This is a genomic window from Bradyrhizobium sp. I71 (genome assembly GCF_022354745.1).
GTDB lineage: Bacteria > Pseudomonadota > Alphaproteobacteria > Rhizobiales > Xanthobacteraceae > Bradyrhizobium > Bradyrhizobium liaoningense.
Map to the genome: position 1 here is coordinate 1,459,684 of NZ_CP059398.1, position 12,883 is coordinate 1,472,566.

A 12,883-nucleotide genomic window follows, 5' to 3' on the forward strand; every position below is an offset into this window, starting at 1 on the left:
GCATGGAGATCTGGTCGGCGGAGATTCGCCAGTCGGTTCTGCTGACGGTCGAACTGGCCGCGATCTCGACCGCGATCCTGCTGGTGCTGGCCACGCCGCTCGCCTGGTGGCTGGCGCGCGCCAAAGGCTGGTGGACCGAAATCATCGCGAGCGTGGTTGCGCTGCCGCTGGTGCTGCCGCCGACCGTGCTCGGCTTTTACCTGCTGGTGCTGCTCGGCCCGGATGGGCCGGGCGGTTGGCTCGCGCGCGTCTGGGGCGCGCGCACGCTTGCCTTCACTTTCGAAGGCCTGATCATCGGCTCGGTGGTGTATTCGATGCCGTTCGTGGTGCAGCCGATCCGGAACGCCTTCGCCGCGATGGGCGAGCGTCCGCTCGAAGTGGCCGCCACCTTGCGCGCTTCGCCCCTTCGGACCTTCTGGACCGTCGCGGTGCCGCTGGCGCGGCCTGGTTTCCTGACCGGTGCGGTGCTCGGCTTCGCGCACACCGTCGGCGAGTTCGGCCTCGTGCTGATGATCGGCGGCAACATTCCCGGCCGCACCAAGGTGTTGTCGGTCGCGCTCTTCGACTATGTCGAGACCTCGCGTTGGCGCGAGGCGAGCATGCTCGCCGGCGGCATGGTGGCCTTCGCCTTCGCCGTGATCCTCACCATGACGCTCGTCGACAAGCGCGCCGCGAGGGCTGCGGCGTGAGAACGGCCGAACCCGCTCGCATCAACGCGGCCTTCCGCGGCAGGCTCGGCAGTTTCACGCTCGACGCCGAGCTCAGCCTGCCCGCCACCGGCGTCACTGCGATCTTCGGCCCTTCGGGTTGCGGCAAGACCAGTGTCGCGCGCTGTATCGCCGGCTTGCAGCGTATGGCCGACGGCTTTTGCGCGGTGGATGGTGAAGTCTGGCAGGACGGGTCGTCGTTTCGGCCCGTGCACCGGCGACCGATCGGCTACGTCTTCCAGGAAGCCAGCCTGTTTCCGCATCTTTCGGTGCGACGCAATCTGCTGTTCGGTGCTCCGAAGGCGGCGCGCGCGCAGATCGCATTCAGCGAGGTCGTGGAGCTGCTCGGCCTTGCCGCACTGCTCGACCGCTCGCCCTACCGCCTCTCCGGCGGCGAGCGGCAGCGCGTCGCGATCGGCCGTGCCCTGCTGTCACAGCCCAAACTCCTTCTGATGGACGAGCCGCTGTCCGCGCTCGACCGCACCACCAAGGACGAGATCTTCCCGTTCCTCGAGCGGCTGCACGAGACGCTGTCGCTGCCGGTCCTCTATATCAGCCACGACATGGCGGAGATCGAGCGCTTTGCCGATCACCTGGTGCTGATGGAGCAAGGCCGCGTCGTCGGCTCCGGCCCGCTACAGAGCCTCCACCCGATACCGCTGGCCGGGAGCCGCGATCGGCTTGGAGATTGCTCGCGACAACGGAAGAGCGTAGGAAACCCGATGAGGATGATGTCCATGCCGATCGACTTTCACGATATCGACCCGAACCGCGTCGCCGCGATCCTCTACCGTCCGCAGGACGACGTCGACGGCCTGCTCGCCGACTTTGCTCAGGATCTCGTCCGGTCAGGCGAGCGGATCGGCGGCGTGGTCCAGCGCAACGTCAAGGATGGCGCGGACTGCCAGATCGGCATGCAGGCGGTCGACCTCATGACCGGCGCGGAGATCTCGATCTGCCAGCCGCTCGGCTCGGGCGCCATGGCATGCAAGCTCGACGCTGCGGGCCTTGCCGAAGCGGCGGTCGCCGTCACCCGCGCGATCGCGGCCGATGTCGATCTCGTCGTCATCAACAAATTCTCCAAGCAGGAAGCTGCCGGCGACGGTCTGCGCGACGAGCTGGCCTGCGCCATCGCCGCAGGCATCCCCGTGCTCACGGCGGTGCCGGAAAAATGCCTGGACGCCTGGAATGACTTTACCGGCGGGATCGGCACCAGCCTGTTGTGCGAGCGAGGAGCGATCGAGGGCTGGTGGCAGGACCTGTCGTCGCGGATAAAGCGGGCCCGCGCAGCGCGCCGACCCGCCGATGCGCCTGCGGCGCTACTTGCCGATCATCACGTCGGATGACTTGATCACGGCGGAGACGGTATCCCCGACCTTCAGCGCGAGATCGTCCACGGCCTCGTTGGTGATTGCGGAAAACACCACCAGGCCCGGCGCGAGCTCGATCTTCACATGGGCCGTCGTCGTGCCCTTGGTGACGGAGATGATCTTTCCTGGAAGAATGTTGCGTGCACTGAGCTTCATGGGTCAGCCGAACTTGAACAGAACGCCGTAACCACCGCGCGGATAGCTCCACTCGATGTCGCCGCTCTCCTCGCAGATCACACGGCATGTCCCGCATTCGATGCAGCCGTCGACTGTGATCTCGACCTGGCCCTTGTCATTGAGCTCGTAGCAGCGCGCCGGGCAGGCCTTCAGCATCGTCAGGAGTTCCGGCGACGGCGTGGTGTGCGGGCGCACCTTGATGTGGGCCCGGCCGGCGTCGACCAGATAACGGTTGTAGAACAGCTTGTCCTCGACACGCACGGATGCTTCGATCGACATGGCCTAGTCTCCATCGCCAGTTTTGCGTTTCCTTGAGGTCACCGCCAGGCGCGCGCGAGGCGGAAGGCGTCGCCAAACAACCCGCTCCACGACCGCGCCTTGATGAACGATTTAAACGTCGTCTTTTCCTTCTCGCCCTTCGGCGTACCGTCGACGCGCAGGAAGTTCTGCATCGCCTTCGAGACGAGTTCCGGATAGGTCAGGAAGAAGTTCTGCGACTGGGTGTGCATCAGCGCAGGCATGTCCTTGTACTTCTTCAGGTCCTTGATGACGAAGGACTGATCCAGCATGGTCTTGTAAAGCGACAGGTTCTCCGCCGTCATCGGATCCTTGCGCGACTTGACCTGGAAGATCGCCTCCGCCGCGATCCGGCCCGAGGTCATCGCGAGGTTCGATCCTTCGCGGTGGATGGCATTGTTGAGCTGGGCGGCGTCGCCGACGACGACCCAGCCCTCGCCATAGAGCTGCGGGATCGCTTTGAAGCCGCCTTCAGGAATGAGGTGCGCGGCATATTCCTTCACCTCGGAGCCTTCGATCAGCGGGGCGACCGACGGATGCCGCTTGAAGCAATCGAGCAAGCCATAGGGCGTTTCGCCGGTGCGCTGGAAATCGGCGACGAGGCAGCCGATGCCGAGCGAGATGCACTCCTTGTTGGCGTAGATGAAGCCCATGCCGGTCATGCCGCGGGAGATGGTGCCGGCGGCCTCGATCACCATGCCTTCGTCGCCCCTGAGATTGAAGCGGGCCTCGATGGTCTCGCGCGGCAGGAAATGCATCTCCTTGACGGCGAGCGCGACCTTGTCGGGCTTGGGCCGTTCGCGCAGGCCGGCGCGGGTGCCGAGCAGGCCATTGACGCCCTCCGCCAGCACGACGACGTCGGCATGGATCTCGCCATCCGCGCGGTCGGTGCGAACGCCGATCACCTTGCCATAGGCGTCCTGCGCGAGCTCAGTCACCGTCGTCTCGCACAGCACGATGGCGCCGGCCTCGCGGACCTTCTGCGAGAACCATCTGTCGAACTGCGCGCGAATGATGGTGTAGCGGTTCGGCCTCTCCTCGTTGAAGTCGTCGGAGCGGTAGTGCAGGCCGGTGTGCGAGCGGTCGTCCATCATCCAGAAGCGCTGCTCGACCAGATGTCGCTCCAGCGGCGCGTCCTCGCGGAAATCGGGGATCAGCTTCTCCAGCATGTCGGCATAGAGGATCGCGCCCTGCACGTTCTTCGAGCCGGAATACTCGCCGCGCTCGAGCTGGAGCACCTTGAGGCCGCGCTGGGCCAGCGTGAGCGCCGCCGCATTGCCGGCCATGCCGGCCCCGACGACGATCGCATCGAACTTCTCCTCGATCATGGCGTGCTCCTGTCTCAGCTGGCGATCCGGTCGCGCGAATGCGGCGACAGCCGGGCCCGGAACGCCGCGGTCAAGGCCGGAAGCAACTTGATGGCGTCGGTGACGATGCCCATATGCGCGAAATCGAAGATCGGCGCGTTCCTCTCGGTGTTGATGGCGACGATCAGGTCGGCGCCTTCGACGCCGACGCGATGCTGGATCGCGCCGGAAATGCCGGCGGCGATATAGAGTTTCGGCCGGATCGTCTTGCCGGTCTGGCCGATCTGGCGGTCGGATGTGACCCAGCCTTTCTGCACCAGCGGCCGCGAGCAGCCATATTCGGCCCCCAGCACCGTGGCGAGCTGGCGCACCAGCTGAAAATTCTCCGGTGACCCCAGCCCCAGGCCGCCGGCGACGACGACGTCGGCATAGGCGAGATTGGATTTCGCGGAATCGCGATCGGGCAGGAACGATAGCACCTTCGTCACGATGTCGTCCTCGACGAGGCCGAGCGGGTGGCTGACGATGCGGCCGAGCGGACGCACGACGCGATCCGGCATCGGCATCACGCGCGGACGTACCGTCGCCATCTGCGGCCGGTAGTTGAGCGTGTAGATCGTGCAGAGCAGCGAGCCGCCGAAGGTCGGCCGGGTCGCGGCGAGCGAGCCGTCGGCATCGACGTCGAGCTCGGTGCAGTCCGCCGTCAGCCCTGTAAGCAGCGTCGTCGCCACCGAACCTGCGAGGTCGCGGCCGAGCGTGGTGGCGCCAAGCAGCAGGATCTCGGGCTTGTAGGTATTGACGACGTCGGTCAGCGCCTTGGTGTAGGACTCGTTGCGATAGTCGGCGAGCAGATCGTCGGCGACCATGTAGACGAGATCGGCGCCGTAGCAAAACGACTCCGCGGCGGCGCTCTGCGTCGCCTCACCTTCGGGTCCGATCACGACCGCGGCGAGATCGACCTTGAGCTTGTCGGCGAGCTTGCGACCGGCGCCCATCAATTCCCAGGAGACGGGGTGAACCTGGCCACGCTCCTGCTCGATGAAGACCCAGACGTGCTTGTAGGCCTTGAAGTGCTCGGGCAGCTCCTTCTTGGTCGCGGCGCGGCCCGCAGCGGGTGCGGCGGCTTTCGGTGCGGTGCTCATGTTGCTCGTTCCCCTCGCCTCAATAGCCGCGCGCCAGCGCGGCGAGCTCGGTCTCCAGCGTCGGCTGGCGCTTGAAGATGGCGTCGATCAGCGCCTCCGCCTGCTGCTCGCCGGCCTCGATCAGCGCCGCCTTCTCGCTGCGCGCCGCGGGCGCAAACACCCGCTTGACGATAGTGGGCGAGCCGCGCAGGCCGCATTTCGAGATGTCCTCGACACCAGCGTCCTGCGCGCTCCATTTCACGATCGGCGCGCGCGCCGCACGCAGGGCGTCGGCCATCGCACCGCGGCGGATCTGGTTGGTCGCCTCCAGCATGGTGACGAGGCACGGCAGCCTGGTGCGCAGGATCTGCACGCCGCCCTCGGAGCGCCGTTCCGCGTCGATGGTGCGGGCCTGCAGGTCCAGCGCGCTGATCCTCGCGACATAGGTGAGCTGCAACAGGCCAAGCCGTTTGGCGATGCCGGGGCCGACCTGCGCGGTATCGCCATCGATGGTCTGCTTGCCGGTGAAGACGAGATCGGGCGCGCCGAACTCGGTCGAGATCTTGCGGATCGCGGTTGCGAGCGCATAGGTCGTGGCCAGTGTATCTGCACCGGCAAAGAAGCGGTCCGTCAGCAGCACCGCGCGATCGGCGCCGAAGGTCAGCGCCTTGCGCAGGGAATCCTCGGCCGACGGCGGACCCATGGTCAGCACCGTGACCTCGCCGCCGAACTGATCGCGCAGCTCGAGTGCCGCTTCCAGCGCGAAGAGGTCGTAGGGGTTGATGATGGTCGGCACGCCCTGACGCATGATGGTGTTGGTCACGGGATGCACGCGAATCTGTGCGGAGTCGGGGACCTGCTTGATGCAGACGACGATGTGCATGCGCTTCTCCAGGACTCGTCTTCGGAAAACCTCGTTCAGAGCAGGAACAGCAAGTGTCGTACCAACTGCGCGAACGACGAAATTCAGATGCGGACACAGCGACTTAGAACAGTGACGGTATCGGTTGCATCCGCTTCGGGCTGTAGGGCCGACAACGCTGCTGCGACACGCGTCGCAAATGCGACAGAGCACGGGCTCACTTCAGCGAGCCGATCTGCACCAATGTCGGCGCCTGCTTCGGCTGCGGCGCGACGGCATCCTTCAGGACCTTGAACACGCGCTGGTCGATCGGCGAGGACGCGACGAAGTCCGCATAGGCCCGCTCCAGCACGATCTTGCACCGCTCCGCCACGGTCTCGTCCGCCACGCCGGCAAGATCCTCCCCGGCAAGATATTGGCCCATGCGCCTGAGGATGTGCAGCCGCGCCACGTTGACGACTTTCGGATCGTAGTCGACGCCAAGCAGCGTGAAGAACTCCTCGGCCGCCGAGGCCTCGTTGAGTCGCGCGAGGATTCCATCAGCCATTGTCGGTCTCCATCAGGCTCTGTGGCGCGGGTGCGCCGCATCCCTGGCACGCCTCTGCATGTGGCTCAGCCGCGCCTCCAGGAACTCGACGCGGTCGAGCAACACGGCGATGGCGTCGCCGACGGGATCCGGCATCAAATGATGGTCGAGATCGATCCGCCCGACGACGCGGCGATGACCAAGTTGCGGACGCACGACGCGCGCGGGAATGCCGACCACGGTGACGTCGGGTGGCGTGCTGTCGATCACCACCGAATTGGCTCCGACGCGCGAGCCGGCGCCGACCGTGATCGGCCCGAGGATCTTGGCGCCGGCTCCGACCACGACCCGATCTTCCAGCGTCGGATGGCGCTTGCCGGGAAACCACGACGTGCCGCCGAGGGTGACGCCATGATAGAGCGTGACGTCGTCGCCGATCTCGGCGGTCTCGCCGATGACGACGCAGGCGCCGTGATCGATGAAGAAACGCCGGCCGATGCGCGCGCCAGGATGGATGTCGACATTGCTGGCGAAGCGCCCGAACCAGGACAACAGCCGCGCCGGAAAGCGCCAGCCGCCGGTCCACAGCCGGTTCGCGATCCGATACCAGATGACGGCATGGACGCCGGGGTAGGTCAGGAGCGTCTCGATCTGGCTGCGCGCGGCGGGATCGCGCTGGCGCACGCAGCCGACGTCCTCGCGGATCAACTTCAGCAGGGAGAGCTTGACCGGTCCGGGAGCGGACGGTTCGGCGAGCGGAATATCGACGGCACAGGCCATGGCACCCTCACGCGCAATTCAGGAGCGAGCGCTCGCGCACCTCGCGCCAGATCGCCGTCACCGTCTCGCGCGCAACGGCGCCCTTGTGCTCGACGGCATGCTGGCGGACGCGGGCGAGAACGGACTTTGCTTCCTCCGGGCTGACGGACAGCTGGAGCTCGGCCAGCAGCGCGGTGATCGCCGCGAGCCCTGAATGCTTGCCGATCACGATGCGGTTGGAACGGCCGAGCAGCCGTGGATCCAGCGCCTGATAGGTACGCTGATCCTTCAACAGGCCGTCGACGTGAATGCCGGACTCGTGGGTGAAGACGTGCTCGCCGACGATCGCCTTGTTCAGAGGGATGGCGCGCGCGGCCGCGGCCGCGACTACGGCTGCAACATGCTCCAGCTCGGACAGCACCACGCCGGTCTCGCGGCCATAGAGCTGCCTGAGCGCGACGGCGACCTCCTCCAGCGGCGCGTTGCCCGCCCGTTCGCCGAGACCGATTACGGTGACGGAGGCATGGGTCGCGCCGGCCTTGATTGCAGCAAGCGTGTTGGCGGTCGCCAAGCCCAGGTCGTCGTGACCGTGGAATTCGAGCTCGAGATCGGTGGTCGACCGAAGCGCTGCCAGCAACGCAAAGGCCGCGTCAGGATCGAGCACGCTCAAGGTATCCGCTATGCGAAAGCGCCGCGCGCCCGCGGCCTTTGCGGTGGCGATCAGTTCGACCAGGAAATCGACATCGGCACGCGAGGAATCCTCGCCGCCGACCGCGACGTCGAGGTCCCTGTCGCGGGCATAGCCGACCACCCGCCTCACCTGCTCCAGCGCCGCCGGCCGTCCGCCGCCGAGCTTGGCGGCGATCTGCACGTCGGAGGCAGGGATCGACACATTCACCATGGAGACGCCGGCCTCGATCGCGGCATCGACGTCAGACGTCCGCATCCGGCACCAGCCGATCGCGGTCGCAGGCAGGTCGGCCTCGACGATCGCCCGGATCGCGCTCACCTCGTCATGGCCCATGGCGGGCGTGCCGGCTTCGATCTCGGTGACGCCGGCCGAGGCCAGTGCGCGCGCAATCGAGACTTTTTCCGCAGTGGTGAACGCGACGCCCGGCGCCTGTTCGCCGTCCCGCAGCGTGGTGTCGTTGAGGACGACGAGTGGGAGCTGACCGCCATCCAGTCGTTTCGTCGTGTTGGAAAACACCATCCGCGCACTCCAGTCATTCATTCCGATCAGGAGTTCAGCAACCTGCGTGCCATTGTCGGAATAATCGCCAAGCAATTGAGATTACTTGACTTCTCGGCACCGCCCGCTTTGTCGCAAATGCGACAGGCTCAGACAGGCCTGTCAGGTGTCGGCGGACTTGCGGCGGACATGGATGATGATGTCGAGCCGCGAGATCTCGTGGCCCGGCAAGGGCTCGGGCATCTGCGCAAGGACGAGCGTCTCGGGCACGTCGATCAGGACATCCTCGCCGTGAAGGTAGAAATGCGGATGCACCGACGTGTTGGTGTCGAAGAACGACCGCGAGCCATCCGGCCCGATCCGGCGCAACAGCCCGGCCTGGGTGAACTGGTTCAGCGTGTTGTAGACGGTCGCCAGCGACAGCTGGATGTTGGCCTCCGCCGACTCGGCAAAGAGCATTTCCGCTGTGACGTGACGGTGTCCCTGGCCGAACAGCAAATCTGCCAATAACAGGCGCTGGCGTGTCGGCCGCAGGCCGGCGTCGCGCAACCGCTGGAACGTGGAGCATTCACCGTCCCGGAGCACGTGGCACGCAGATGGCCCTTCGTCCGCCACGTCGACAAAGGACCTTTCGGAATACGCGTCCATGATCACCTCACGCCGTTCGGGCGGCATCGACCCGATCGCTGTCGCCCCGCAAATAGTCCCGCCGGCGCTCGGCCATGCGGCTCTCGCCGTTCTCCTCGCCAAAACAGAGGTCGAAATCGTTGCACTGCGTGCAGACCGGCGTCGTGCACATCACGAAGCCGTCGTCCTCGCACAGCATGCGATAGAAGAAGCGCTTCCAGCGCATATTCCTGGTATTGCGGGTCGCCAGCGGCGCGAAATGACGGGTCAGGAGACGCGACAGTTCCGGCCGCTCGCGCAATCCGAGATCTTCCCAGAGATGGTTCGGCTCCATCGCGCGCCGCGCCACCATCGCCGCGAGCCAACGGCCGACCTCGCCGTCGGTCGAACGCTGAGTGAGCAGGAGATCGCGCACCATGGCGGTCTCGTCGTCGACGCTCGCGTCACCCTCGCCTGTCCAGGCAAACGCCCGGGCCGGCACGGATGGGAAGCATTGCGCCAGGAGCGCATCGAGGTCCCGTTCGGGCAGGCCGACCCGCTCCGCGATCGGACCGCCGTCCATGACAGCTGCCGCCAGGACCGAAGCGAGCACGTGTCGATCGAAATCGTCGTCGTCACCAATGTCGGCTTCGGCCGGATCGCTACCGGTCAAGACGCGATAGACTTCTATTCCGGCATGCGTGCCATCGGCGATGGGACCCGCCGGCGATGTCGTTGCGATCGTCACTTGCGCTTCAATCACGGAGGGGCTCCGCCGGTGATGCCGAAACGTGCCGGCCTCCCCGTTCAGGAAGGCCGGCACGATGGTCAGGCCGACATTGCCGCGAGCTCGGCAGCGGTCTTGCCGACGACGGTCTCGTCGACCGGCTTCATGATGCCGTGCTCCATCAGCATGTCCTCGAGCTCGTCCATCGTGATCGGGGTCGGGATGATACCCTTGCCCGCGTTGTTGTGGATCTTGTGCGCAAGCTTGCGATAGTGCTCGGCCTGCTGAGATTCCGGCGCATATTCCAGCACCGTCATGCGGCGCAGTTCCGCGTGCTGGACGATGTTGTCGCGCGGCACGAAGTAGATCAGCTGGGTGCCGAGCTTCTTGGCCATGGCTTCCGCCAGCTCCAGCTCCTTGTCGGTCTGACGCTCGTTGCAGACCAGGCCGCCGAGACGAACGCCACCGGAATTGGCGTATTTCAGAATGCCCTTGGAGATATTGTTGGCGGCGTACATCGCCATCATCTCGCCGGACATCACGATGTAGATCTCCTGCGCCTTGTTCTCGCGGATCGGCATCGCGAAGCCGCCGCAGACGACGTCGCCGAGCACGTCGTAGGACACGTAGTCGATGTCCTCATAGGCGCCGTTCTCTTCCAGGAAGTTGATCGAGGTGATGACGCCGCGGCCGGCGCAGCCGACGCCCGGCTCCGGCCCGCCGGACTCGACGCAGCGAATGTCCCTGTAGCCGACCTTCATGACGTCCTCGATCTCGAGGTCCTCGACACTGCCGGCGTTGGCCGCGAGGCTCAGAATGGTGTCCTGCGCCTTGGCATGCAGGATCAGGCGGGTCGAGTCCGCCTTGGGATCGCAGCCGACGATCAGGATCTTGTGACCCATCTCGGCAAGCGCCGCGAGCGTGTTCTGCGACGTCGTCGATTTGCCGATACCACCCTTGCCGTAAAACGCGATTTGTCTCAGTGAAGACATGTTGCTCTCCATCAACCGATTGCCAATGACTCCGCGCTACTCGCGCGAGATTGCTTCTCTCTCAGAAGCGTGGGCCCGCGGGGTTCGGGAAGGAGAACATCGCTCGCCAGCGGCGTCGGCGTGTTCTCAGCCCTCACTCGTTGTTGCTGCATCCAAATAGCAACTGGCGTGCCATTCGCGGCGCGCTCACTAAGACGCTGATCGCGCTCGCGAAATATTTCGACCCAGGCAGCCGACAGAAGCTGTGTCGAACCCTACAGAGGTAGGGCCTCTGTCAGAAACCGGACAAGACTCGCGGCGATTGCGGTGCAAACGCACCGCGATTTCCGCAGCGTGCACGCGGAACGGAAATTGCTAATCCACGAGGTGAAACAATTCGAGGAGAATGACGGATGCAGATCGGTGTCGAGACGGCCAAGGCAGTCGACCAGCGGCGCGTGTTCGTGGTCGACGAGGACGAGATCACCCGCGCGGCGCTCCAGTTCATGCTGCACGACGAGATCGAGACGCATGAGCTCGCCACTCTGGAGGAGGCCTATGAGAAGGGCGTGGACTGGCTGAAGCCCGACGTCGTGCTGCTCGGCGTCTCCTTCCTGAAGGCTCGCGGCCCTGCTCTGATCGGCGAGCTCGGCGCGAAGTTTCCGGGCGTGCGCATTCTCATCGTCACCGACAAATCCGACGAGACCACCGCGGTCGAGGCGATGAAGGCCGGTGCCCATGGCGCCGTGGTGAAACCGCTGACCTTGGAAGGCGTCCGCAAGAAGGTAGACACCATCCTCGGGCGTGGCGGTGCTGCGCCCCTGGTCCAGCTCAGCATGATGAAATAGGAACGTCCGCGTGGCGACCATCCTGTTCTATCAGAAGCCCGGTTGCGGGACCAACGCTCGGCAGATCCGCGCGCTGGAGGCGGCGGGTCATCAGGTGATCGCGAAGAGCCTGCTCACCGAGCCGTGGACGGCAGAGCGTCTGCTCGCCTTCTTCGGTGCGACGCCCGTCACGTCCTGGTTCAACCCGGCGGCGCCGCGGATCAAATCCGGTGAATTGAAGCCGGCAGAGATCGACGCAGCAGATGCAATCGCCTTGATGCTGGACGATCCCCTGCTGATCCGGCGTCCGCTGATCGACGTTGGCGGCGCCAGATGCGCCGGCTTCGATCGCGAACCGGTCCCATCCCTGCTCGGCGGCGAGCGAAGCGGCCTCGAGGGCTGCACACGGCCGGAGGCAATGCCGCATTGCGCGGAGCCGTGAGGCTCAGCTCCGCGCCAGCACCATCACCAGGCGATCGACGCGCCGGCCCTGCGCGAGGTGCTGCTCGACAATCTCGTCGATGTCCTCCGGCGTTGTCGGCCGATACCAGACGCCGCCGGGGTACACGACCATCAGTGGACCGGCGGCGCAGAAGCCGAGACAGCCCGATGCGGTGAAGCCGACGTCAGTCAACCCCTTCGCTTCAATGGCCTTGCCGAGCCGCTCCCACAGCGGCCCGCCGCCGGACGCTCCGCAGCTTCCGCGCGGATGGCTGGGAGGCCGCTGGGTGTGGCAGGCGAAGACGTGATGACGATAGAGCTGCGGAAGCTCGAACTCCTCGGTCATTCCGTCGCTCATGACGCCGCCACCGCAACGCCCTTGTCGTTCAGCACTGCGGCCAGCTCACCCAGCTTGAACATCTCGCGCACGATGTCGCAGCCGCCGAGAAACTCGCCCTTGACGTAGAGCTGGGGAATGGTCGGCCAGTTCGAGAACGATTTGATGCCCTCGCGGATGTCGGGATCGGCGAGCACGTTGACGCCGGTGAAGGGCACGCCGAGGCCGTTCAGGATCTGCACGACGGCACCTGAGAAGCCGCATTGCGGCGCAGCTGGAACACCCTTCATGAACAGCACGACGTCGCTGCCTGCAATGATGTCCCTGATGCGTTGTTCGGTCGGTTCGCTCATGCTTCTATCCTTCCATATTCACGTCGGCACCGCCGTTTCGAGCGCGAGCGCATGCAGCGCCTCGCCCATCTGTCCCTTCAAGGCGGCGTAGACCATCTGGTGCTGCTGGATCCGACTCTTGCCGGCAAACGCCTGCGAGACGACGCGCGCGCCGTAATGATCGCCGTCGCCGGCGAGATCGGTCACGATCACATGAGCGTCCGGAAACGCCTCTCTGATCAATTGCTCGATCTCCGGTCCCGCCATTGCCATGTTACACACTCCTGCTCCGCGCCTGGTCCATGCAAGCGCCAAACCAGTTTCGGA

General features: G+C 65.4%; 18 protein-coding genes and 1 pseudogene. 5 read left to right on the forward strand and 14 right to left on the reverse strand.

The features are described 5' to 3' along the window. Positions 1-2: 2 nt before the first annotated feature. From modB to FJV43_RS07205, 3 genes and pseudogenes are all read left to right on the forward strand, one after another. Positions 3-689, forward strand: coding sequence for a molybdate ABC transporter permease subunit (gene modB / locus FJV43_RS07195; protein WP_239625733.1), 687 nt, complete (start codon positions 3-5; stop codon positions 687-689). Then, positions 686-1,384, forward strand: a pseudogene (modC, locus tag FJV43_RS07200) (molybdenum ABC transporter ATP-binding protein); the annotation flags it as partial. The gene modB and the pseudogene modC, both read left to right, overlap by 4 nt. A gap of 60 nt (positions 1,385-1,444) precedes the next feature. Next, positions 1,445-2,053 carry a DUF2478 domain-containing protein gene (locus tag FJV43_RS07205; RefSeq protein ID WP_239629343.1) on the forward strand — a complete coding sequence of 203 codons (609 nt, stop codon included), beginning with the start codon at positions 1,445-1,447 and terminating at the stop codon, positions 2,051-2,053. Here FJV43_RS07205 and FJV43_RS07210 read toward each other — a convergent pair. From FJV43_RS07210 to nifH, 11 genes are all read right to left on the reverse strand, one after another. After that, positions 2,027-2,233 (reverse strand): TOBE domain-containing protein, encoded by a 207-nt coding sequence (locus tag FJV43_RS07210; protein ID WP_239625735.1) that lies wholly within the window; start codon positions 2,231-2,233, stop codon positions 2,027-2,029. The genes FJV43_RS07205 and FJV43_RS07210 overlap by 27 nt on opposite strands. A gap of 3 nt (positions 2,234-2,236) precedes the next feature. Then, complete coding sequence (locus FJV43_RS07215) at positions 2,237-2,533, reverse strand: ferredoxin family protein (protein WP_239625737.1); 297 nt, start codon at positions 2,531-2,533, stop codon at positions 2,237-2,239. Between the two features lie 38 nt (positions 2,534-2,571). Beyond that, positions 2,572-3,879, reverse strand: a complete 1,308-nt coding sequence (locus FJV43_RS07220; protein WP_239625739.1) for an FAD-dependent oxidoreductase — start codon at positions 3,877-3,879, stop codon at positions 2,572-2,574. 14 nt (positions 3,880-3,893) lie between these two features. After that, a complete protein-coding gene (locus tag FJV43_RS07225) occupies positions 3,894-5,000 on the reverse strand; it encodes an electron transfer flavoprotein subunit alpha/FixB family protein (RefSeq protein ID WP_239625741.1) in 1,107 nt (368 codons plus the stop codon). A gap of 19 nt (positions 5,001-5,019) precedes the next feature. Then, the gene (locus FJV43_RS07230) at positions 5,020-5,862 is read right to left on the reverse strand and encodes an electron transfer flavoprotein subunit beta/FixA family protein (protein WP_239625742.1); all 843 of its coding nucleotides are present in this window, start codon (positions 5,860-5,862) and stop codon (positions 5,020-5,022) included. A 196-nt stretch (positions 5,863-6,058) separates the two neighbouring features. Further along, positions 6,059-6,388 carry a nitrogenase stabilizing/protective protein NifW gene (nifW, locus tag FJV43_RS07235; protein WP_239625744.1) on the reverse strand — a complete coding sequence of 110 codons (330 nt, stop codon included), beginning with the start codon at positions 6,386-6,388 and terminating at the stop codon, positions 6,059-6,061. 12 nt (positions 6,389-6,400) lie between these two features. Then, positions 6,401-7,147: a serine O-acetyltransferase gene (gene cysE, locus FJV43_RS07240; protein ID WP_239625746.1), complete on the reverse strand. Its 747-nt coding sequence runs from the start codon at positions 7,145-7,147 to the stop codon at positions 6,401-6,403. Between the two features lie 7 nt (positions 7,148-7,154). Next, positions 7,155-8,336 carry a homocitrate synthase gene (gene nifV / locus FJV43_RS07245; RefSeq protein WP_239625747.1) on the reverse strand — a complete coding sequence of 394 codons (1,182 nt, stop codon included), beginning with the start codon at positions 8,334-8,336 and terminating at the stop codon, positions 7,155-7,157. A 141-nt stretch (positions 8,337-8,477) separates the two neighbouring features. Further along, entirely contained in the window at positions 8,478-8,963 is a 486-nt protein-coding gene (irr, locus tag FJV43_RS07250; RefSeq protein WP_239625749.1) for a Fur family transcriptional regulator Irr, read from the reverse strand. 7 nt (positions 8,964-8,970) lie between these two features. Continuing rightward, positions 8,971-9,663, reverse strand: coding sequence for a nitrogen fixation protein NifQ (locus FJV43_RS07255; protein WP_239629345.1), 693 nt, complete (start codon positions 9,661-9,663; stop codon positions 8,971-8,973). An 86-nt stretch (positions 9,664-9,749) separates the two neighbouring features. Next, positions 9,750-10,640, reverse strand: coding sequence for a nitrogenase iron protein (gene nifH, locus FJV43_RS07260; protein ID WP_061026969.1), 891 nt, complete (start codon positions 10,638-10,640; stop codon positions 9,750-9,752). A 392-nt stretch (positions 10,641-11,032) separates the two neighbouring features. Between nifH and FJV43_RS07265 the strand changes: the two genes are divergently transcribed. Both FJV43_RS07265 and FJV43_RS07270 read left to right on the forward strand, forming a co-directional pair. Further along, complete coding sequence (locus FJV43_RS07265; protein WP_239625750.1) at positions 11,033-11,467, forward strand: response regulator; 435 nt, start codon at positions 11,033-11,035, stop codon at positions 11,465-11,467. A 10-nt stretch (positions 11,468-11,477) separates the two neighbouring features. Beyond that, the gene (locus FJV43_RS07270; protein WP_239625752.1) at positions 11,478-11,888 is read left to right on the forward strand and encodes an ArsC/Spx/MgsR family protein; all 411 of its coding nucleotides are present in this window, start codon (positions 11,478-11,480) and stop codon (positions 11,886-11,888) included. A 3-nt stretch (positions 11,889-11,891) separates the two neighbouring features. Here FJV43_RS07270 and FJV43_RS07275 read toward each other — a convergent pair whose 3' ends face one another. From FJV43_RS07275 to FJV43_RS07285, 3 genes are read right to left on the reverse strand one after another with little or no spacing between them, the layout of a single operon-like run. Continuing rightward, positions 11,892-12,245, reverse strand: a complete 354-nt coding sequence (locus tag FJV43_RS07275; protein WP_239625754.1) for a (2Fe-2S) ferredoxin domain-containing protein — start codon at positions 12,243-12,245, stop codon at positions 11,892-11,894. Beyond that, positions 12,242-12,577 (reverse strand): Grx4 family monothiol glutaredoxin, encoded by a 336-nt coding sequence (gene grxD, locus FJV43_RS07280; protein ID WP_239625755.1) that lies wholly within the window; start codon positions 12,575-12,577, stop codon positions 12,242-12,244. Before grxD ends, FJV43_RS07275 begins: the two co-directional genes overlap by 4 nt. Positions 12,578-12,595: 18 nt before the next feature. Further along, positions 12,596-12,829, reverse strand: a complete 234-nt coding sequence (locus tag FJV43_RS07285; protein ID WP_061026939.1) for a BolA family transcriptional regulator — start codon at positions 12,827-12,829, stop codon at positions 12,596-12,598. Between the last annotated feature and the right edge of the window lie 54 nt (positions 12,830-12,883).

Excerpts from the sequence above, each read along its gene's own strand:
- modB (WP_239625733.1), top strand. The coding sequence starts at position 3 with ATGGAGATCTGGTCGGCGGAGATTCGCCAGTCGGTTCTGCTGACGGTC.
- FJV43_RS07205 (WP_239629343.1), top strand. The coding sequence starts at position 1,445 with ATGCCGATCGACTTTCACGATATCGACCCGAACCGCGTCGCCGCGATC.
- FJV43_RS07210 (WP_239625735.1), bottom strand. The coding sequence starts at position 2,233 with ATGAAGCTCAGTGCACGCAACATTCTTCCAGGAAAGATCATCTCCGTC.
- FJV43_RS07215 (WP_239625737.1), bottom strand. The coding sequence starts at position 2,533 with ATGTCGATCGAAGCATCCGTGCGTGTCGAGGACAAGCTGTTCTACAAC.
- FJV43_RS07220 (WP_239625739.1), bottom strand. The coding sequence starts at position 3,879 with ATGATCGAGGAGAAGTTCGATGCGATCGTCGTCGGGGCCGGCATGGCC.
- FJV43_RS07225 (WP_239625741.1), bottom strand. The coding sequence starts at position 5,000 with ATGAGCACCGCACCGAAAGCCGCCGCACCCGCTGCGGGCCGCGCCGCG.
- FJV43_RS07230 (WP_239625742.1), bottom strand. The coding sequence starts at position 5,862 with ATGCACATCGTCGTCTGCATCAAGCAGGTCCCCGACTCCGCACAGATT.
- nifW (WP_239625744.1), bottom strand. The coding sequence starts at position 6,388 with ATGGCTGATGGAATCCTCGCGCGACTCAACGAGGCCTCGGCGGCCGAG.
- cysE (WP_239625746.1), bottom strand. The coding sequence starts at position 7,147 with ATGGCCTGTGCCGTCGATATTCCGCTCGCCGAACCGTCCGCTCCCGGA.
- nifV (WP_239625747.1), bottom strand. The coding sequence starts at position 8,336 with ATGGTGTTTTCCAACACGACGAAACGACTGGATGGCGGTCAGCTCCCA.
- irr (WP_239625749.1), bottom strand. The coding sequence starts at position 8,963 with ATGGACGCGTATTCCGAAAGGTCCTTTGTCGACGTGGCGGACGAAGGG.
- nifH (WP_061026969.1), bottom strand. The coding sequence starts at position 10,640 with ATGTCTTCACTGAGACAAATCGCGTTTTACGGCAAGGGTGGTATCGGC.
- FJV43_RS07265 (WP_239625750.1), top strand. The coding sequence starts at position 11,033 with ATGCAGATCGGTGTCGAGACGGCCAAGGCAGTCGACCAGCGGCGCGTG.
- FJV43_RS07275 (WP_239625754.1), bottom strand. The coding sequence starts at position 12,245 with ATGAGCGACGGAATGACCGAGGAGTTCGAGCTTCCGCAGCTCTATCGT.
- grxD (WP_239625755.1), bottom strand. The coding sequence starts at position 12,577 with ATGAGCGAACCGACCGAACAACGCATCAGGGACATCATTGCAGGCAGC.
- FJV43_RS07285 (WP_061026939.1), bottom strand. The coding sequence starts at position 12,829 with ATGGCAATGGCGGGACCGGAGATCGAGCAATTGATCAGAGAGGCGTTT.